Source organism: Flavobacterium sp. LS1P28, from assembly GCF_003970335.1.
Lineage (GTDB): Bacteria > Bacteroidota > Bacteroidia > Flavobacteriales > Flavobacteriaceae > Flavobacterium.
In genome coordinates this window covers 15,473-29,507 of the sequence record NZ_RYDI01000027.1, presented here as the reverse complement: position 1 = coordinate 29,507, position 14,035 = coordinate 15,473, and the positions used below count along the sequence as shown (strand labels likewise).

The window sequence follows — 14,035 nt, the reverse complement described above, 5'->3', positions numbered from 1 at the left end:
TATACGAGACCCGTACGTACGGTGGTGTGAGAGGCGCACTCCGTCAGTTTCTGGCGGAGCCGTCTACTCGATTATGCGTTCGGCTTTTTTCTCAATTTATTTACGGTAAAAGCCAAAATCTCCATCCGTTCCAATATTCTCCGTAATAATAATTAAAATCTTTGTAATTCGGATTTTTATCAAGTTTGTTTGTCGTCAAAAAGTTTACGTATTCACTTTTTTGTTTGAATGTCTTTACAGAATTATTTACCAAATTGTAGACGAAATAATTGCCATCATAATTTTCATTTGAATCGCTTGTATAGCCATAGACAAAGTTATCAGCTATCATGAATTCTCCTATCTCGATCATACTAATCGGCCCTTCATCTTGAATATATGCTTGTACGCCATCTACTTCTTGAATTGCTTTAGAGTGTCCAATAGGAACTCTCGCGCTGTCTCCAAGTCCATGGTCTCCATAATAACTAAACATAAAAAAGAAGAGAAAAACAGATATACAAAGACCGCTTAAAAACCAAAACTTAAATTTCTTATTTGAAGCTTTTACAAACCAAGAATTTGGATTATAATGTGCAATTATTTTAAAGACTAGAAGTATTAAGCTTGCATAAATACAACTTAAAATCGAAATTTTTATTAGTTCAAAAATTAGGTGAAATAATGCCATTTATCTTTCTGTTTTCTGTTGAGTTTGGTTAAGCTGACGCATAACGTTATGCTGCTTTGAGATGGTGTGTGGTTCGTAACCGTTCAATTTTCGGCTTAACAAAAACTTGATACGAAACGGTAATTCCACTAAATCACACACTATATCAAAACAGCGGTTGGGCGATGTATTTATTTTTCATTTAGAATTCCGTTCACATATTCAATCCATTTATATTTTGGGATACTTTCGTCAATATAATAATCAGGTTGAATACCTTTGCTGTCAATTGTCATATTCGGAATTCTGAAACTTTTCGACAAACAGTATCCTAATTCAAATTCATTACAAGGAGATTTTACAAAATTCATATTTGAAATGTCTAATGCTCCAAATGTTGTTGTACCAAATAATTTCACTTTTTTAGATTGTTTTGCGGCTAATAAAAATTGTTCGGCAGTACTTCCGTTACCTTTGTTAATTATTATTCCAACATTTTTTGGATATGGATAAATTTGATCAAATTTATTAATACTAACTGTTGTTGAATCTAAATTAACAAATTGTCCTAATTGCTTTTCTAATTTATCATAACTTTCTTTTAACCATTTTTTAGCTTCTTCATCGAAACCGAATTCGGGTTTGTTGACAAAGTCCAACATTCTTTGATTGTTTAGTTTAGTCGACAGCAATTCTACACCGACTTCTCTTATTGGATTTGTATATAAAAAGGGTAATATTTCTTTATAACTTATATCATCACCACCACCATTATTGCGCAAATCAATTATTAAATTTTCAGTTTTTAATATTTTTTCTTTGTTTATAGCTATAACACTGTCAATTATTTTTCTTTGTGAGCCATCGAAAGATGGAATTCTGAAAATTAAAGTTGTTTTATTTAATTCTTCAATAAAAGGTTTGTCAATCGACATCAGAGTAAGATATTGTTCAATATCTTTTTCGGTTTCATATTTTGGATTTAATCTTTTTAGTGTAAAATTCCCAAGTTGCAGATAATTTATCCCCAAAAGATTTGGGCTTGTAAAATCTTCTGGATTTTTGTCTCTTAAATAAAATGTTCCGTTCTTGTCGTTAAGCCTGATTTTTATTTGCCCTTTTTTCCAAGATTCATTCCCAGATTCTATGATGAAACCTAAATAAGAATCTCCAATTTTTTTGATACCAATCTTGTACAGGCTAGTTTCCCATATTCCTTCAAAATCGGTTTCTTTTTTTGAAGTCAAATATTTTTCAAACTCTTGAACATCTACGTTTAAAGTTTCCCAATTTTCATTTTTTGTTTCTTTTATGCTTTTTTTAGAATTTATAGAATTATTATCTATTTTTTTAATTGCAAAATGGCCTTTACGAAAGAAAGCTAGCCATTCAGATAATACTTTTGTACAATCTTCTGTTTTCTTTATTGCTTTTATTTTCTGTAAAATAATTGTATTATTATTTTGATACGCTTCCTTTCCTTTCAGGTCGATTATATATTGAAAACCCGCATCATTTTCTTCAAAAGTTTTCTTCATCCATTCAAAATTTGTTTTGCAATTACAATTTTGAGCAATCGAGAGATTACAAATTAAAATTAGCATTATTGATAAACTTAATGTTTTTCTCATAGTTTTTATTTATTTCAAAAGACGAAAATATCTTTTAGATGTAACACTTTTTATTTTTCCAGTTTTTTGAGCAATATATCGCCCAACTTGTCTATACTCGCTATAAAGTAGCGACTATACACCCTGTTTTGGGTAGATTGTCGCTATTGAGCAGCGCATTGCGATTCAAATATAATAAATTAATTTCTTACAAATCATCAAATGGGCTTTTTATTTGTTGCAAACTTTTCGTACTTACGTGAGTATAAATTTCGGTGGTTTTGCTGCTGCTGTGTCCCAATAATTCTTGTATATATCTTAAATCGGTGCCACTTTCTAATAAGTGCGTTGCGTAGCTGTGTCTGAGCCAATGTAAGGTGGCTGGTTTTGTGATCCCAGCTTTTTGAAGAGCTTGTTTCAACACCTGTTGCAAACTTCTATCATCGTAGGGTTGTCCTTTGATTTGTCCTTCAAATAAATAAGATATAGGTCTATAAACTTTATAATACTCACGAAGCATTTCTAATATTTTTAGACTTAATGGCACAATCCTGTCTTTTTGACCTTTGGCGTTTTTTAGCAAAACTATGTTTCGGTTAGCATCGATATGAACGGGTCGAAGTGCTAATAATTCACCACAGCGTAACCCACAACTATAAATCAGACTCAACATCATTTTGTGCTTAATGTTGCTGTGTGCATTCAAAATCAATTTTATCTCTTCTTTGCTCAATACATTTGGCAAAACCTTAGCCCGTTTTGGTCGGTGAATTTTGTCAATTTCGATTTTGGTGTTTTGTATAGTTTTAAAATATAGCTTAAGGGCGTTTGTAATTTGGTTTTGATACGAAGCCGAAAGATTGTTTTTCAAAATGTATTCATTATTGTACACAATTACATCTTCATTGGTAATTTCAGCAATAGGTTTTTGGTTATAAAAAACCAAGAAGGATTTCAAAGCTTCACTATAGGTAACAACCGTACTTTGGCTATACCGCTTGGAACGCATCCATTGCTTGAGTTTCTCGATTTGAGCAATGCCTTCAGGTGACGGAAAGGAGTAGGTAAGTGCTGGAATTTTAAACCGAATTCTATTTTCTTCCGTATCTGGAATGTGCCAAGCGACTAAAGATTGGCTCCATCTGGAACCGGCTACTGTTTTTATTCGAGTAATTAATTCTTGATTTTTTTCGAAATAGACCGCGATTCTTTTCTCTTTTTTATGTGTAATAATTTTAGCATTCCAGCTCATACTATTTCTTTTGGTGGTACTAAAGTAGCCATTTATTGTCATCTTTCCAAAATAGCGCATTGGTTCAGGTGCTAGTTAAAACAATGTGCTTCAATGTGTTTTGCTTTTGGATTCTAAAAATAATATAGGATTATCATTTAGAATGGTATCCGTACAGACTTTAATACTGCCGTCAAATCTATTACATTTTTAGTCCAGCATTAATGATTAAGCAGCAAGAAAAGGATATAGATACAAGTATTAAAAAAAGTGGTACCACAGCATAGGCTGATAAAAGATTTTTAAAGATGCCTGATGAATTAATCGGTGTAAATGGGTGAAATCTCAGGAAAGAAATCCAGCGCTGGATTAAAACAAAACCTTAAATTGTAGTTTTAACGATGGGGATTAAAAAAAATTGAGCACTTTACCGCCCCGAAAACCGATCCTACTCTGTAGTTTGGCAGCTGGTTTTTTTATACTCGGCTAGATTACTAAAAAGTCTTCAGTTTTTAATGATAAAAAGGGCAAACATTATAAAAACTTTGCGAACTTTGCGTTCCATAATCAGGATTGGAAAAGGAGCTGTTGCAATACACATTGATTTTTCTATTCACTAAAAAAAAACAGACTACGTATGAAAATAAATCCAAAACACGGCATCGATAAGCTTCTTTTCGGGATGAAACAAAATGATGTTACGGCGCTTTACGGGAAACCAGACCGCAATTATAAGGATGAGGATGATAATGTAATTTTTGCTTACAACAAACTCAAAATGCGCTTGACATTCTATAAGGAAGAAGAGCTGAAATTGGGGTACATTGTCGCATCAAGTCCGGAGTTGGAATTATTTGGATACAAATTGATCAACAGAAAAATTAGTGAGGTCAAAAAAGATTTGGTTACCAAAGGAATCACTAAATTTACTCAGGAAGAGTTTGATACGTTCGAAAATTACTTCAACGAGGAAAACTGGATCATTTTTCAAACAGAATTTGATGAGGTGGTGAAATTTGAAATTGGTGCAATTATCAATCAGAAAGATGAATTTGACTGGAAATTTACAAAGAAATAATAGTGTTGGTTTACGTCTGATAGCACACAGATGGCACGGTTGCGACAGAAGAAAAACGAATTTTAAGTATTTTTTAATCAGTGTAAACCAGTTTAAATCCGCGTGCTGAATAAGATTTATCTAAATGGATTAAATAATAAACCCGACAATTTTCCTTTGATGAGAATTGTCGGGTTTTATAATTGTCAAATATTTTATTTTATTGTTTTGGAGTTGGCTGTTTTTCCAGCATTTCTAATTCGAACACAAGCATTGTATTAGGCGGAATAACGCCTCCGGCACCTCGCTCGCCATACGCCAGATTGGATGGAATAAAAATGACTGCTTTATCGCCAAAAGCCATATTGTCAAGTCCTTCAATAAATCCGGGTATCATGCCGTCTTTTTTTCCGGCTTCAAACGGGAAGGCTCGGTATCCGTTTTGGGCGGCACGATTGGCATCAAATTTCCCGTAGACTTGATTGACTTCTTCATAGCTACTGTCAAATAGGGTTCCGTCCTCAAAATAGCCTGCGTAATGAAAATAAAATGTTGCTCCGTTAGCAGGTTTTACTCCGGTTCCTTTCTCTGTTATCTTGTACGCTAATCCGGAAGGTGTGATGGTTGCTGTCGCTTTAGCAGCGGCTAAATAGGTTTTTTTAGCGGTTACTACAGCACCGTATTTTTCCATGTATACTCGTTTAGCTTCCGCTTCCAGCGCTTCTCTTTTTACTTTGTTTTCCGCTTCAAAAACAGCTTGTTTTGCTTTATTTTCAGCGTTTGCCAGGTCTTGTTTCTTCTGGTCTTCGGATTTATTGTTGAAATAATCAGCGAATACTTTTGGCGCATCAAATTTTTTGGCCAAAGCGCCTTTTCTCACAATAGTAATCTTTGTAATTACATCGCTTTGCGCAATAGCGTTTACAATAGCCATTCCTTGGGTTACATGACCAAAAACGGAGTGCTTACCATCCAACCATGGCGTTGCTTTATGGGTGATAAAAAACTGACTTCCATTAGTTGCAGGTCCAGAATTAGCCATAGAAAGAATACCGGCTTTGTTGTGTTTCAAGTCCGTAAATTCATCTTTGAAACTATAACCTGGGCCACCGGAACCATTGCCGGAAGGATCTCCAGTCTGTATCATAAAATCTTGTATGACACGGTGAAATTTCAGAGCGTCAAAGAACGGTTTTCCTTTTAGTTTGTCATCAGTGACAAAAGTGTTTTTACCTTCTGCCAATGCAATGAAGTTCGCAACGGTAACCGGAGCTTTTTGGTAGGCTAATTCCACTACAATGTCTCCTTTGTTGGTAGCAATTGTTGCAAAAATTCCCTCGATAACTACCGGAGCTTTTACCGCAGGTTTCACCGGTTTTTTTACAATTGCTTTTGCTGTTGTCACCGGTTTTTTGGCAGGAATAGATTTCTTGACCGTTTGGGAATGTACATTGACCATTCCCAGAAACAATAAAACCAGAATTTTAAATTTCATAGTGTACTAATTTAAAGGCTTATTTTCTTACTATTATTGAGGCATTTTTTCTAATAATTCAATTTCAAAAATGATGTTGGCATTAGGCGGAATCACACCTCCGGCTCCAGCTGCCCCATATCCCAATTGGGATGGAATAAAAATCACGGCTTTGTCTCCAAACGATAATTTTTCGATGCCTTCAATGAAACCAGGAATCATGCCATCTTTTTTACCAGCTTGGAAAGGGATGGGTTGGTAGCCGTTTTGAGCGGCTCTGTTTTCATCGTATTTTCCAAAAGTTTGGGCAATACTTTCGATACTAGCATCAAATAATTCAGCATTTTCAAGAAAACCGGCGTAATGAATGAAGATGCCAGTACCAATAGCAGGTTTTTTACCCCCGCTTTTTTTGGTGATCACGTATTGCAGTCCTGTTTTGGTTTTTGTTGCTTTGGCTTTCAATTCGGCAAAATAAGCTACTTTTTGTTCGCGGACTTCTTTGTATTTCTCGTTGTAAACTCGCTTGTTTTCAGTATCTACAGCTGCTTTTTCCTTTTGATTTTTATTTTCTACAGCAAAATAATCATTGAATATTTTTACTGCGTTAAATTTTTTAGCCGCTTCTCCATTTCTGATAATGGTAACTGTATTGATGTAATCGTTTTGTTGAATTTTGTTCACGACCTCCATCCCTTTTTCGACTACATGACCAAAAATAGTGTGTTTGCCATCTAGCCAAGGTGTAGCAAGATGCGTGATAAAAAACTGACTGCTGTTGGTGGCCGGGCCGTTATTGGCCATAGCCAGAACGCCTCCTTTATCAAATTGCAAATCAGTAAATTCATCTTTGAACTTGTAGCCGGTATCACCAGAACCCGTTCCTAGCGGATCTCCGGTTTGTATCATGAAGTCATTGATGACACGATGGAATTTTAAACCATCAAAAAAAGGTCTTTTTTTAAGATTTTCATTGGTCACATAATCATTTTTCCCTTCTGCTAATGCCACATAATTTGCTACTGTAATAGGGGCCTTTTCAAAATTTAATTGTACGATGATGTCACCTTTATTGGTTTCAATTTTAGCGTATAAACCGTCTGGAAGATCGCTGTGTTCTTCTTTACAGGAGTAAAATGAGGCAATTGCCAGGAATGCGAGTACGATCTTTTTTTTCATTTCTAACTTTATTTTTATTGGTTTATAGTGTCTTTAGGTGTACTGGTGGGCGGTACTTGTTGTTTGCTGGGAGCTGGGGGTACAACTGTTTTTACTGGTGTTTCGTTCTCTTTTTTATAAGTTGCTTCCGATTTAAAGTCACGCAGCGTAACCGTGCAGATTAAGGGCTGGTTGGTGCCAATTTTTTTGTCATCACCATGGTAACCGTACCCCATATTTGATGGAAAAAGAAAGGTAACTTTCTCGTTTTTACGCATTAGTTTGATGCCGTCTCGCAATCCCATCATAATGTTTTGTTTGTCAACATAATAGATTTGAGGTCTTAGCTCTACTTCAGAATAAATGATGGCTCCCTTTAAATCTTTTATCTCGTAATCAAAAAAGGCTACATCTCCTTTTTTTGGCGTAAGCGTATCCGTTTCATTCCGGGTTTGATAGGTGTACCAATATCCTTTTTTTGAGGCAAGGTATTTTATCTTTGGGTCGCTTTTGATTAAAGCCTCAATTTTATCTTCTTCGGTGGCCACCAGTTTTTTGTTGCGTTGAATTGATTTTTTCATGAAACTTCCCGAAGCTTGCGAAAGGGGTCTGCGCGCCTCCTGATGCTGCTTGCAGCTTGACATAACCAGAATCAAAAAAAAGACCAGTGCAATAGGCGTACTGAATTTCAACATGGATTATACTTTTAGCGTTGTTACTAAATCTTCGAATTTTTTGATAGTTTCTGTCATTGATGTTTCTGATTTCCCTCCGGCTGCATTGCGATGTCCGCCACCATTAAAATGGTCTCTTGCAAATTGATTCACATCAAAATCGCCTTGGGAACGGAATGAAATTTTGATGATTTTTTCTTCTCTATTTTCTATAAAGATAGCTGTAAAAATGATTCCCTTGATGCTTAATCCGTAGTTTACAATACCTTCTGTATCGCCTTTTACATAATCAAACGAATTTAATTCGTCCTGGCTAAGAGTCGTGTAGGCTGTTTTATGTTCCGGAAGTACTTTCATGTTTTGGAGCGCTCTTCCTAGTATTTGCAAACGTCCAAAGGAGCTGTTGTCAAATAATAAGCTTGGGATTTCTGTGTTCTCAACGCCTAAATCGATTAATTCAGCCACAATCTTATGGGTTGTTCCAGTTGTTTTTGGAAAACGAAAAGAACCGGAATCGGTTAGGATTCCAGTATAAATGCAGGTTCCGATAGTCTTGTCGATATCTTGCTTTTTTCCAAGGAATAAAATGAAGTTGTACACCATTTCACAAGTTGATCCAAAGGCCGTATCAGAGTAGGTGATCGCGGCATAATCATCCGGTTTTTGATGGTGGTCAATCATGATGAAGGGCGCCTTTAGCTGGGATAAAACCTGCTCCATATCGCCGGTGCGGTGCAAGGCATTAAAATCTAAGGTAAAAATCAGATCGGCTTCTTCAAGGATTTTTGTGCAATTTTGTTTGTCTTTTTCAAATATTTTAATCGTTTCAGAGCCCGGCATCCAAGCCAGAAAATCTGGAAATTCATTGGGAGAAACAACAACGGGATGGTGTTTGTTTTTTAATAAAAAATGATATAAAGCCAGGGTAGAACCCATGGCATCGCCATCAGGGCCTCGGTGTGGGATTATGGCAATCTTTTTAGGAGTTGCTAATAACAACTGTATCGCTTGAATGTCTTGTATTTTCATAGATTGCGAAATTACATTTTTTTACTGTAATGTTGAAATGAATTATACAATTAACAAACTTTTAGAGGGTTATAAAAAGTCGGTGTTTCTTCTTTTTAATTTTTGGTACAAATGGTATTTTGCTCCTTTTACAATTTGGGCGTTGTAAATTCCCACGGAACCGGATGTAAAGTAAGCGATGCAGCACGCTAGACCAATAAAAATACCGCTTTCAACACCAAAAATTTCCATTCCCATGACCGTGCAAGCAATAGGTGTATGGGTGGCTCCGGAAAAAACAGCCACAAACCCCATGCCTGCCAAAAGGGCAATTGGCAATGGCACAACCAGCGATAAGGCACTTCCTAAAGTAGCGCCAACAAAAAATAGCGGGGTTACCTCGCCCCCTTTAAATCCTGCTCCCAGCGTAAATCCCGTAAAGAGTATTTTTAGTAGGAAATCATAAGAAGCATTTGGATTCGAAAATGCCTCAATAATCATAGGAACTCCAAGGCCAATGTATTTTGTAGTTCCAATAAAATAGACGGCTAATGCAATGAAACATCCTCCCACAAAAGGACGAAGAGGCGGAAACGATATGGTTTTAGAAAATAACCGACCCCAAAAGTGTGTGCTTCTGGAGAAAAGCATGGCGACCAAGCCAAACAAAATACTCACGAGAACTACCCAGAATAAGGTAATGAAAGTAATTGAAGGGACAAAAGGAATAGCATAATGCGTGTGTTGTACCTGCCAAAGTTCCACGGTGAAATAAGCGATATAGGCAACAAAAAACGATAATAGGATGCTTTTTAAATTGATTTTACTAAAAAAAACAACTTCCAAAGCAAATAAGGCTCCGGCTAAAGGGGTGCCAAAAATGGAAGCAAATCCTGCGCTGATTCCCAGAATGAGGATTGTTTTTCTTTCGGAAACGTCAAGCTGAAATAGTTTTGCGAACTGATCAGCAATGGCACCGCCCATTTGTACTGCTGTTCCTTCACGACCGGCTGAACCGCCAAAAAGATGGGTGATCAAGGTGCCAAAAAGTACCAAAGGCGCCATTTTGAATGGAATAATTTGCTGCGGATTTTCGTATTCTTTTAACAATAAATTATTCCCCTTGACGACTGATTCCCCCCAATAGTAATATCCCAGTCCTATTGCCAAGCCGCCTATTGGCAAAAGCCAGATGATCCAGTTGTTGTTGTCTCGGGTTTGGGTTACCCATTCTAATGCTACCAGAAAAAAAGCAGATGCCGATCCGGAAAAAATACCTATTAAAATGCAAATGAAAATCCATTTGAAAAGGAGTGTCGTAATTTTATTCGTTTTTTCTAAACTCATTAGTAGAACAGCCAAAGTGTTTGTGCAAAAGTATTATAATCCGTCTTGAATTAATGATTTTTCAGGGGCTATTGCTGTAAATTCTATTTCAACTAGATATTCAGGACCGACTAATTTGCTGATTTCATAAAAACCAGTGACAGGTTTTATATCTTTAAAAAATTGAGCATGAGCCTTAGCAACGTATTCAAAAGTAGTAATGTCAGTAGTGAAAATTCGGGTTCTGATAACATCTTTCATACTTGCATCCAAGTCTTCAAGGACTTTTTCGACACGTTCTAAAATATTGAGCGTTTGTGCATAGGCGTCATTAGCTTTCACTTTTTTGCCGTCAACCAGTGCGACAGTTCCGGAAACCTCAATAGAGTTGCCAATGCGTACGGCGCGGCAATATCCCATTTTGTCTTCCCATGGCGAGCCTGTCAGTATGTTTTCTCTTTTCATTGTAGTAGTGTTTAAAGGTTGTTTAGTGTTATGGAAGGCGATGCTTTGGTATGGCATACTATTTGCAAGTTATAAAAAAAAGCGAAATAAAATCACCCGTTTTGTAATTAAAATATTCCTTTTATGTACCGGTTTTTTATGGTGTTTGGGTATCCAAAATATAATAAAATCGGAAATTATAAGTTATAAATGAAAGTTAAATTAGTGCTTCATTTTTGATTAAGTACAATAGGTTTTTTATTTTTAAATTTTTACAGGTACAAAAAACCTAATTTTGAAAGTTATGAAAAGGATTTTATTTTTAATGATTACCATCAGCATGTCTCTAAGCGGATATGCCCAAAACGAATTTAGCTCAAAATTTAAAGCCATTCCCCCTAAAAATATAGCACCAAAAATTAAAAAACCAATTCCTCCAAAAGCGAGTGTTCCACCAGTCAAGACACCTAATGTGTTTAAAAATCCGGAGTTATTAAACCCAAAACCAAGTGCTTCAGCTCCTGTAGCGCCGGCAAATAATTTTTCGATGATTCCTAAAAATGAGTTTATTAATCCGGGAGATGTGTATAGAGACAAATGGAATAAAAAAGAAGAAAAAACAGAAGGTTTGGTGTATCGAAAAAACCAAGATTTAGGCAATTTTACCACGGGATCTGTCACAGCAAAAGTAATGTATCGCGATGCGGCCTACGTTGATGGAGATCAGATCAGGGTGTATCTGAACGATAAAGTGATCCAGTACCAAGTGAATCTTGAAAGTAATTTTCAAGGATTTGAAATCGTCTTAGAAAAAGGATTTAACAAGATTGAATTTGAAGCGTTGAACCAGGGATCTTCAGGACCCAATACTGCTGAATTCAAAGTATATAATGATAAAGGAGGTTTGATATCAGGAAGTCAATGGAATCTGGGAACAGGTTTTAAAGCAACCATTATTTTGGTCAAAGAATAGTTGACATAAATCCTGTATTGTAAAAACAAAAAGACCTTTGAAATGAGATTCCAAAGGTCTTTTTTTGTCTTATTTGAAATTTCAGGGTACAATCACTTTGGATTTCGTCAGCCACTAGTTTGATAGCTTTTTCTAAAAAGGATCTGCAGTAACTTGAAATTTCATGTCCGCTTTTATGGAAATATCTTGAGTAATCGCCTCTTTGGTTATCGCTTTTGTTCGTAGTTTAAAACTGGAAGCTTTAACGTATTTGTCTAATTTTTCTGTGGTACAGGTTAAACTCAACGTGTTTGATGTTGCGTTTATATCGTCTAAAAAAGCCAGTTCAATCTCGTCGCTGTCATTTGTTGAAATATAAATATGTATCGATTTTAAAAATGAAAATGATTTGTTAGCGGGATTTGTTACCGTCAACTTCATCTCTTTCAATTTTACATCTTTGACTAATTCGGCATTTGTATTGTTATTTTCAAATGCGGTACTAGAATTAGACGGAACATCTGGAGTAACTAATTCTAAAGAGGTGTTCACTGGAAATCCAGATGGAATGGTAACGGTCGTTTGATTGTCTATCGAAAAGGTCAATAAATCATCAATTACATTACATGAAATGATAATAAAGCCAAAAAATGCAACGACTATAAAATTTCTTGCTTTCATTTTTTCTGTTTTAAGTAGATTATTAGGGCTGCAAATGTACTCTTTTATCTTCTAAACTTAATTTCAGGATAATTCCAAAATGGACTAAAAGGCTAATTCTCTTTTAAAAGATAGGAGAAATTATTTTGGTGATCCAAAATAAAATAAATATTTTAAAATTCGATTTTTCAATTCAAAATATAAAAAGTATTTTTGCACATGCAACACAACGTACTTATTTTAGATTTCGGATCGCAATACACACAACTTATTGCGCGTAGAGTTCGCGAATTAAATATATTCTGCGAAATCTTCCCATACAATCATTTTCCGAGTGATTTATCTTCTTACAAAGCCGTAATCCTTGGTGGTAGCCCTTTTTCTGTTCGAGGAGAAGATGCGCCACATCCTGATTTATCTCAAATTAGAGGGAAATTACCTTTATTAGCCGTTTGTTACGGAGCCCAATATTTATCTCATTTTAGTGGAGGTGAAGTGGCAGCTTCAAATACAAGAGAATATGGTAGAGCTAATTTATCTTTTATAAAAGAGAATGAAGTGTTCTTCGAGGGTGTTTCTGAAAACAGCCAAGTTTGGATGAGCCATAGCGATAGTATCAAAGCATTGCCTACTAATGGAGTAAAACTTGCCAGTACCCACGATGTGGAATTTGCAGCTTACAAAATAGAGGGTGAAACCACGTACGCCATTCAGTACCATCCGGAAGTTTTTCACTCAACCGACGGATCTAAAATGTTGGAGAACTTTTTGGTGAAAATTGCGGAAGTACCTCAAAATTTTACGCCAAATGCTTTTGTTGAAGAAATGGTGGCTGAATTAAAAGAAAAACTACAAGACGATAAAGTGGTTCTCGGACTTTCTGGAGGAGTAGATTCTACCGTGGCAGCAGTTTTATTACATCAAGCGATTGGTAAAAACCTGTATTGTATTTTTGTGAATAATGGTTTGCTTCGTAAAAATGAGTTCCAGAACGTACTGGATCAGTACAAAGGAATGGGTTTGAACGTAAAAGGAGTCGATGCCGGTGATCGTTTTTTATCTGAATTAGCAGGTGTCAGCGACCCGGAGACCAAACGTAAAATTATAGGACGTGTCTTTATCGAAGTTTTTGATGATGAATCGCACCTTATACAAGATGTAAAATGGTTGGCACAAGGTACTATTTACCCGGATGTTATTGAATCCGTTTCTGTAAAAGGACCATCGGCAACCATAAAATCACACCATAATGTTGGCGGTTTACCGGATTACATGAAACTAAAAATAGTAGAGCCATTGCGCATGCTTTTTAAAGATGAGGTACGCAGAGTAGGGGCTTCTTTAGGAATAGACCCTGAATTATTAGGCAGACATCCTTTTCCAGGACCAGGACTGTCCATCAGAATTTTAGGAGACATTACCCCGGAAAAAGTACAGATTTTACAGGACGTTGATGCTGTTTTTATTGACGGATTAAAATCTTGGGGACTGTACGATAAAGTATGGCAAGCCGGAGCCATTTTACTTCCCGTTAATAGCGTAGGAGTAATGGGAGATGAGCGTACCTATGAGAAAGTAATTGCATTACGTGCTGTAGAATCTACAGATGGTATGACAGCAGATTGGGTACATCTTCCCTATGATTTCCTGATGAAAGTCTCGAATGACATAATCAACAAAGTAAAAGGGGTAAATAGAGTAGTGTATGATATCAGTTCAAAACCGCCGGCAACTATTGAATGGGAATAATACTTTACTATTTAGTCCTTTCTAAGAACAGCTTTTTTTAATG

At 36.0% G+C, this 14,035-nt stretch carries 13 protein-coding genes; 3 read left to right on the top strand and 10 right to left on the bottom strand.

Features of this window, described 5'->3' with window-relative positions; genetic code table 11:
* Positions 1–100: 100 nt before the first annotated feature.
* From EKL97_RS14770 to EKL97_RS14760, 3 genes are all read right to left on the bottom strand, one after another.
* A complete protein-coding gene (locus tag EKL97_RS14770; protein ID WP_126569212.1) occupies positions 101–475 on the bottom strand; it encodes a hypothetical protein in 375 nt (124 codons plus the stop codon).
* A 365-nt stretch (positions 476–840) separates the two neighbouring features.
* Positions 841–2,187, bottom strand: coding sequence for a S41 family peptidase (locus tag EKL97_RS14765; RefSeq protein ID WP_233584110.1), 1,347 nt, complete (start codon positions 2,185–2,187; stop codon positions 841–843).
* 280 nt (positions 2,188–2,467) lie between these two features.
* The gene (locus EKL97_RS14760) at positions 2,468–3,511 is read right to left on the bottom strand and encodes a tyrosine-type recombinase/integrase (protein ID WP_126516659.1); all 1,044 of its coding nucleotides are present in this window, start codon (positions 3,509–3,511) and stop codon (positions 2,468–2,470) included.
* Positions 3,512–4,127: 616 nt separating this feature from the next.
* On the opposite strand from EKL97_RS14760, the gene EKL97_RS14755 reads away from it, so the two are divergent.
* Complete coding sequence (locus EKL97_RS14755) at positions 4,128–4,568, top strand: hypothetical protein (protein WP_126463235.1); 441 nt, start codon at positions 4,128–4,130, stop codon at positions 4,566–4,568.
* 199 nt (positions 4,569–4,767) lie between these two features.
* Here EKL97_RS14755 and EKL97_RS14750 read toward each other — a convergent pair whose 3' ends face one another.
* From EKL97_RS14750 to EKL97_RS14725, 6 genes are all read right to left on the bottom strand, one after another.
* A complete protein-coding gene (locus EKL97_RS14750) occupies positions 4,768–6,042 on the bottom strand; it encodes a peptidylprolyl isomerase (protein ID WP_126569211.1) in 1,275 nt (424 codons plus the stop codon).
* A 33-nt stretch (positions 6,043–6,075) separates the two neighbouring features.
* The gene (locus tag EKL97_RS14745) at positions 6,076–7,200 is read right to left on the bottom strand and encodes a peptidylprolyl isomerase (protein WP_126561689.1); all 1,125 of its coding nucleotides are present in this window, start codon (positions 7,198–7,200) and stop codon (positions 6,076–6,078) included.
* Between the two features lie 14 nt (positions 7,201–7,214).
* Positions 7,215–7,874, bottom strand: coding sequence for a gliding motility-associated peptidyl-prolyl isomerase GldI (gene gldI / locus EKL97_RS14740; protein ID WP_126561690.1), 660 nt, complete (start codon positions 7,872–7,874; stop codon positions 7,215–7,217).
* A gap of 3 nt (positions 7,875–7,877) precedes the next feature.
* Positions 7,878–8,882: a DHH family phosphoesterase gene (locus tag EKL97_RS14735; protein ID WP_126569210.1), complete on the bottom strand. Its 1,005-nt coding sequence runs from the start codon at positions 8,880–8,882 to the stop codon at positions 7,878–7,880.
* Between the two features lie 69 nt (positions 8,883–8,951).
* Complete coding sequence (locus EKL97_RS14730) at positions 8,952–10,208, bottom strand: voltage-gated chloride channel family protein (protein WP_126569209.1); 1,257 nt, start codon at positions 10,206–10,208, stop codon at positions 8,952–8,954.
* A 33-nt stretch (positions 10,209–10,241) separates the two neighbouring features.
* Positions 10,242–10,652, bottom strand: coding sequence for a RidA family protein (locus tag EKL97_RS14725; RefSeq protein ID WP_126463247.1), 411 nt, complete (start codon positions 10,650–10,652; stop codon positions 10,242–10,244).
* Positions 10,653–10,935: 283 nt separating this feature from the next.
* On the opposite strand from EKL97_RS14725, the gene EKL97_RS14720 reads away from it, so the two are divergent.
* A complete protein-coding gene (locus EKL97_RS14720; RefSeq protein ID WP_126563293.1) occupies positions 10,936–11,604 on the top strand; it encodes a hypothetical protein in 669 nt (222 codons plus the stop codon).
* A gap of 132 nt (positions 11,605–11,736) precedes the next feature.
* On the opposite strand, the gene EKL97_RS14715 is transcribed toward EKL97_RS14720, so the two are convergent.
* Positions 11,737–12,264 carry a hypothetical protein gene (locus EKL97_RS14715; protein WP_126556172.1) on the bottom strand — a complete coding sequence of 176 codons (528 nt, stop codon included), beginning with the start codon at positions 12,262–12,264 and terminating at the stop codon, positions 11,737–11,739.
* Positions 12,265–12,462: 198 nt separating this feature from the next.
* Between EKL97_RS14715 and guaA the strand changes: the two genes are divergently transcribed.
* Positions 12,463–13,992 (top strand): glutamine-hydrolyzing GMP synthase, encoded by a 1,530-nt coding sequence (guaA, locus tag EKL97_RS14710; protein ID WP_126456084.1) that lies wholly within the window; start codon positions 12,463–12,465, stop codon positions 13,990–13,992.
* Positions 13,993–14,035: the final 43 nt, after the last annotated feature.

What these genes read in the sequence shown, in the direction of transcription:
- EKL97_RS14750 (WP_126569211.1), bottom strand. Translation starts at nt 6,042, where the DNA reads ATGAAATTTAAAATTCTGGTTTTATTGTTTCTGGGAATGGTCAATGTA.
- EKL97_RS14725 (WP_126463247.1), bottom strand. Translation starts at nt 10,652, where the DNA reads ATGAAAAGAGAAAACATACTGACAGGCTCGCCATGGGAAGACAAAATG.
- guaA (WP_126456084.1), top strand. Translation starts at nt 12,463, where the DNA reads ATGCAACACAACGTACTTATTTTAGATTTCGGATCGCAATACACACAA.
- EKL97_RS14745 (WP_126561689.1), bottom strand. Translation starts at nt 7,200, where the DNA reads ATGAAAAAAAAGATCGTACTCGCATTCCTGGCAATTGCCTCATTTTAC.
- EKL97_RS14765 (WP_233584110.1), bottom strand. Translation starts at nt 2,187, where the DNA reads ATGAAGAAAACTTTTGAAGAAAATGATGCGGGTTTTCAATATATAATC.
- EKL97_RS14770 (WP_126569212.1), bottom strand. Translation starts at nt 475, where the DNA reads ATGTTTAGTTATTATGGAGACCATGGACTTGGAGACAGCGCGAGAGTT.
- EKL97_RS14735 (WP_126569210.1), bottom strand. Translation starts at nt 8,882, where the DNA reads ATGAAAATACAAGACATTCAAGCGATACAGTTGTTATTAGCAACTCCT.
- EKL97_RS14730 (WP_126569209.1), bottom strand. Translation starts at nt 10,208, where the DNA reads ATGAGTTTAGAAAAAACGAATAAAATTACGACACTCCTTTTCAAATGG.
- EKL97_RS14720 (WP_126563293.1), top strand. Translation starts at nt 10,936, where the DNA reads ATGAAAAGGATTTTATTTTTAATGATTACCATCAGCATGTCTCTAAGC.
- EKL97_RS14715 (WP_126556172.1), bottom strand. Translation starts at nt 12,264, where the DNA reads ATGAAAGCAAGAAATTTTATAGTCGTTGCATTTTTTGGCTTTATTATC.
- gldI (WP_126561690.1), bottom strand. Translation starts at nt 7,874, where the DNA reads ATGTTGAAATTCAGTACGCCTATTGCACTGGTCTTTTTTTTGATTCTG.
- EKL97_RS14755 (WP_126463235.1), top strand. Translation starts at nt 4,128, where the DNA reads ATGAAAATAAATCCAAAACACGGCATCGATAAGCTTCTTTTCGGGATG.
- EKL97_RS14760 (WP_126516659.1), bottom strand. Translation starts at nt 3,511, where the DNA reads ATGAGCTGGAATGCTAAAATTATTACACATAAAAAAGAGAAAAGAATC.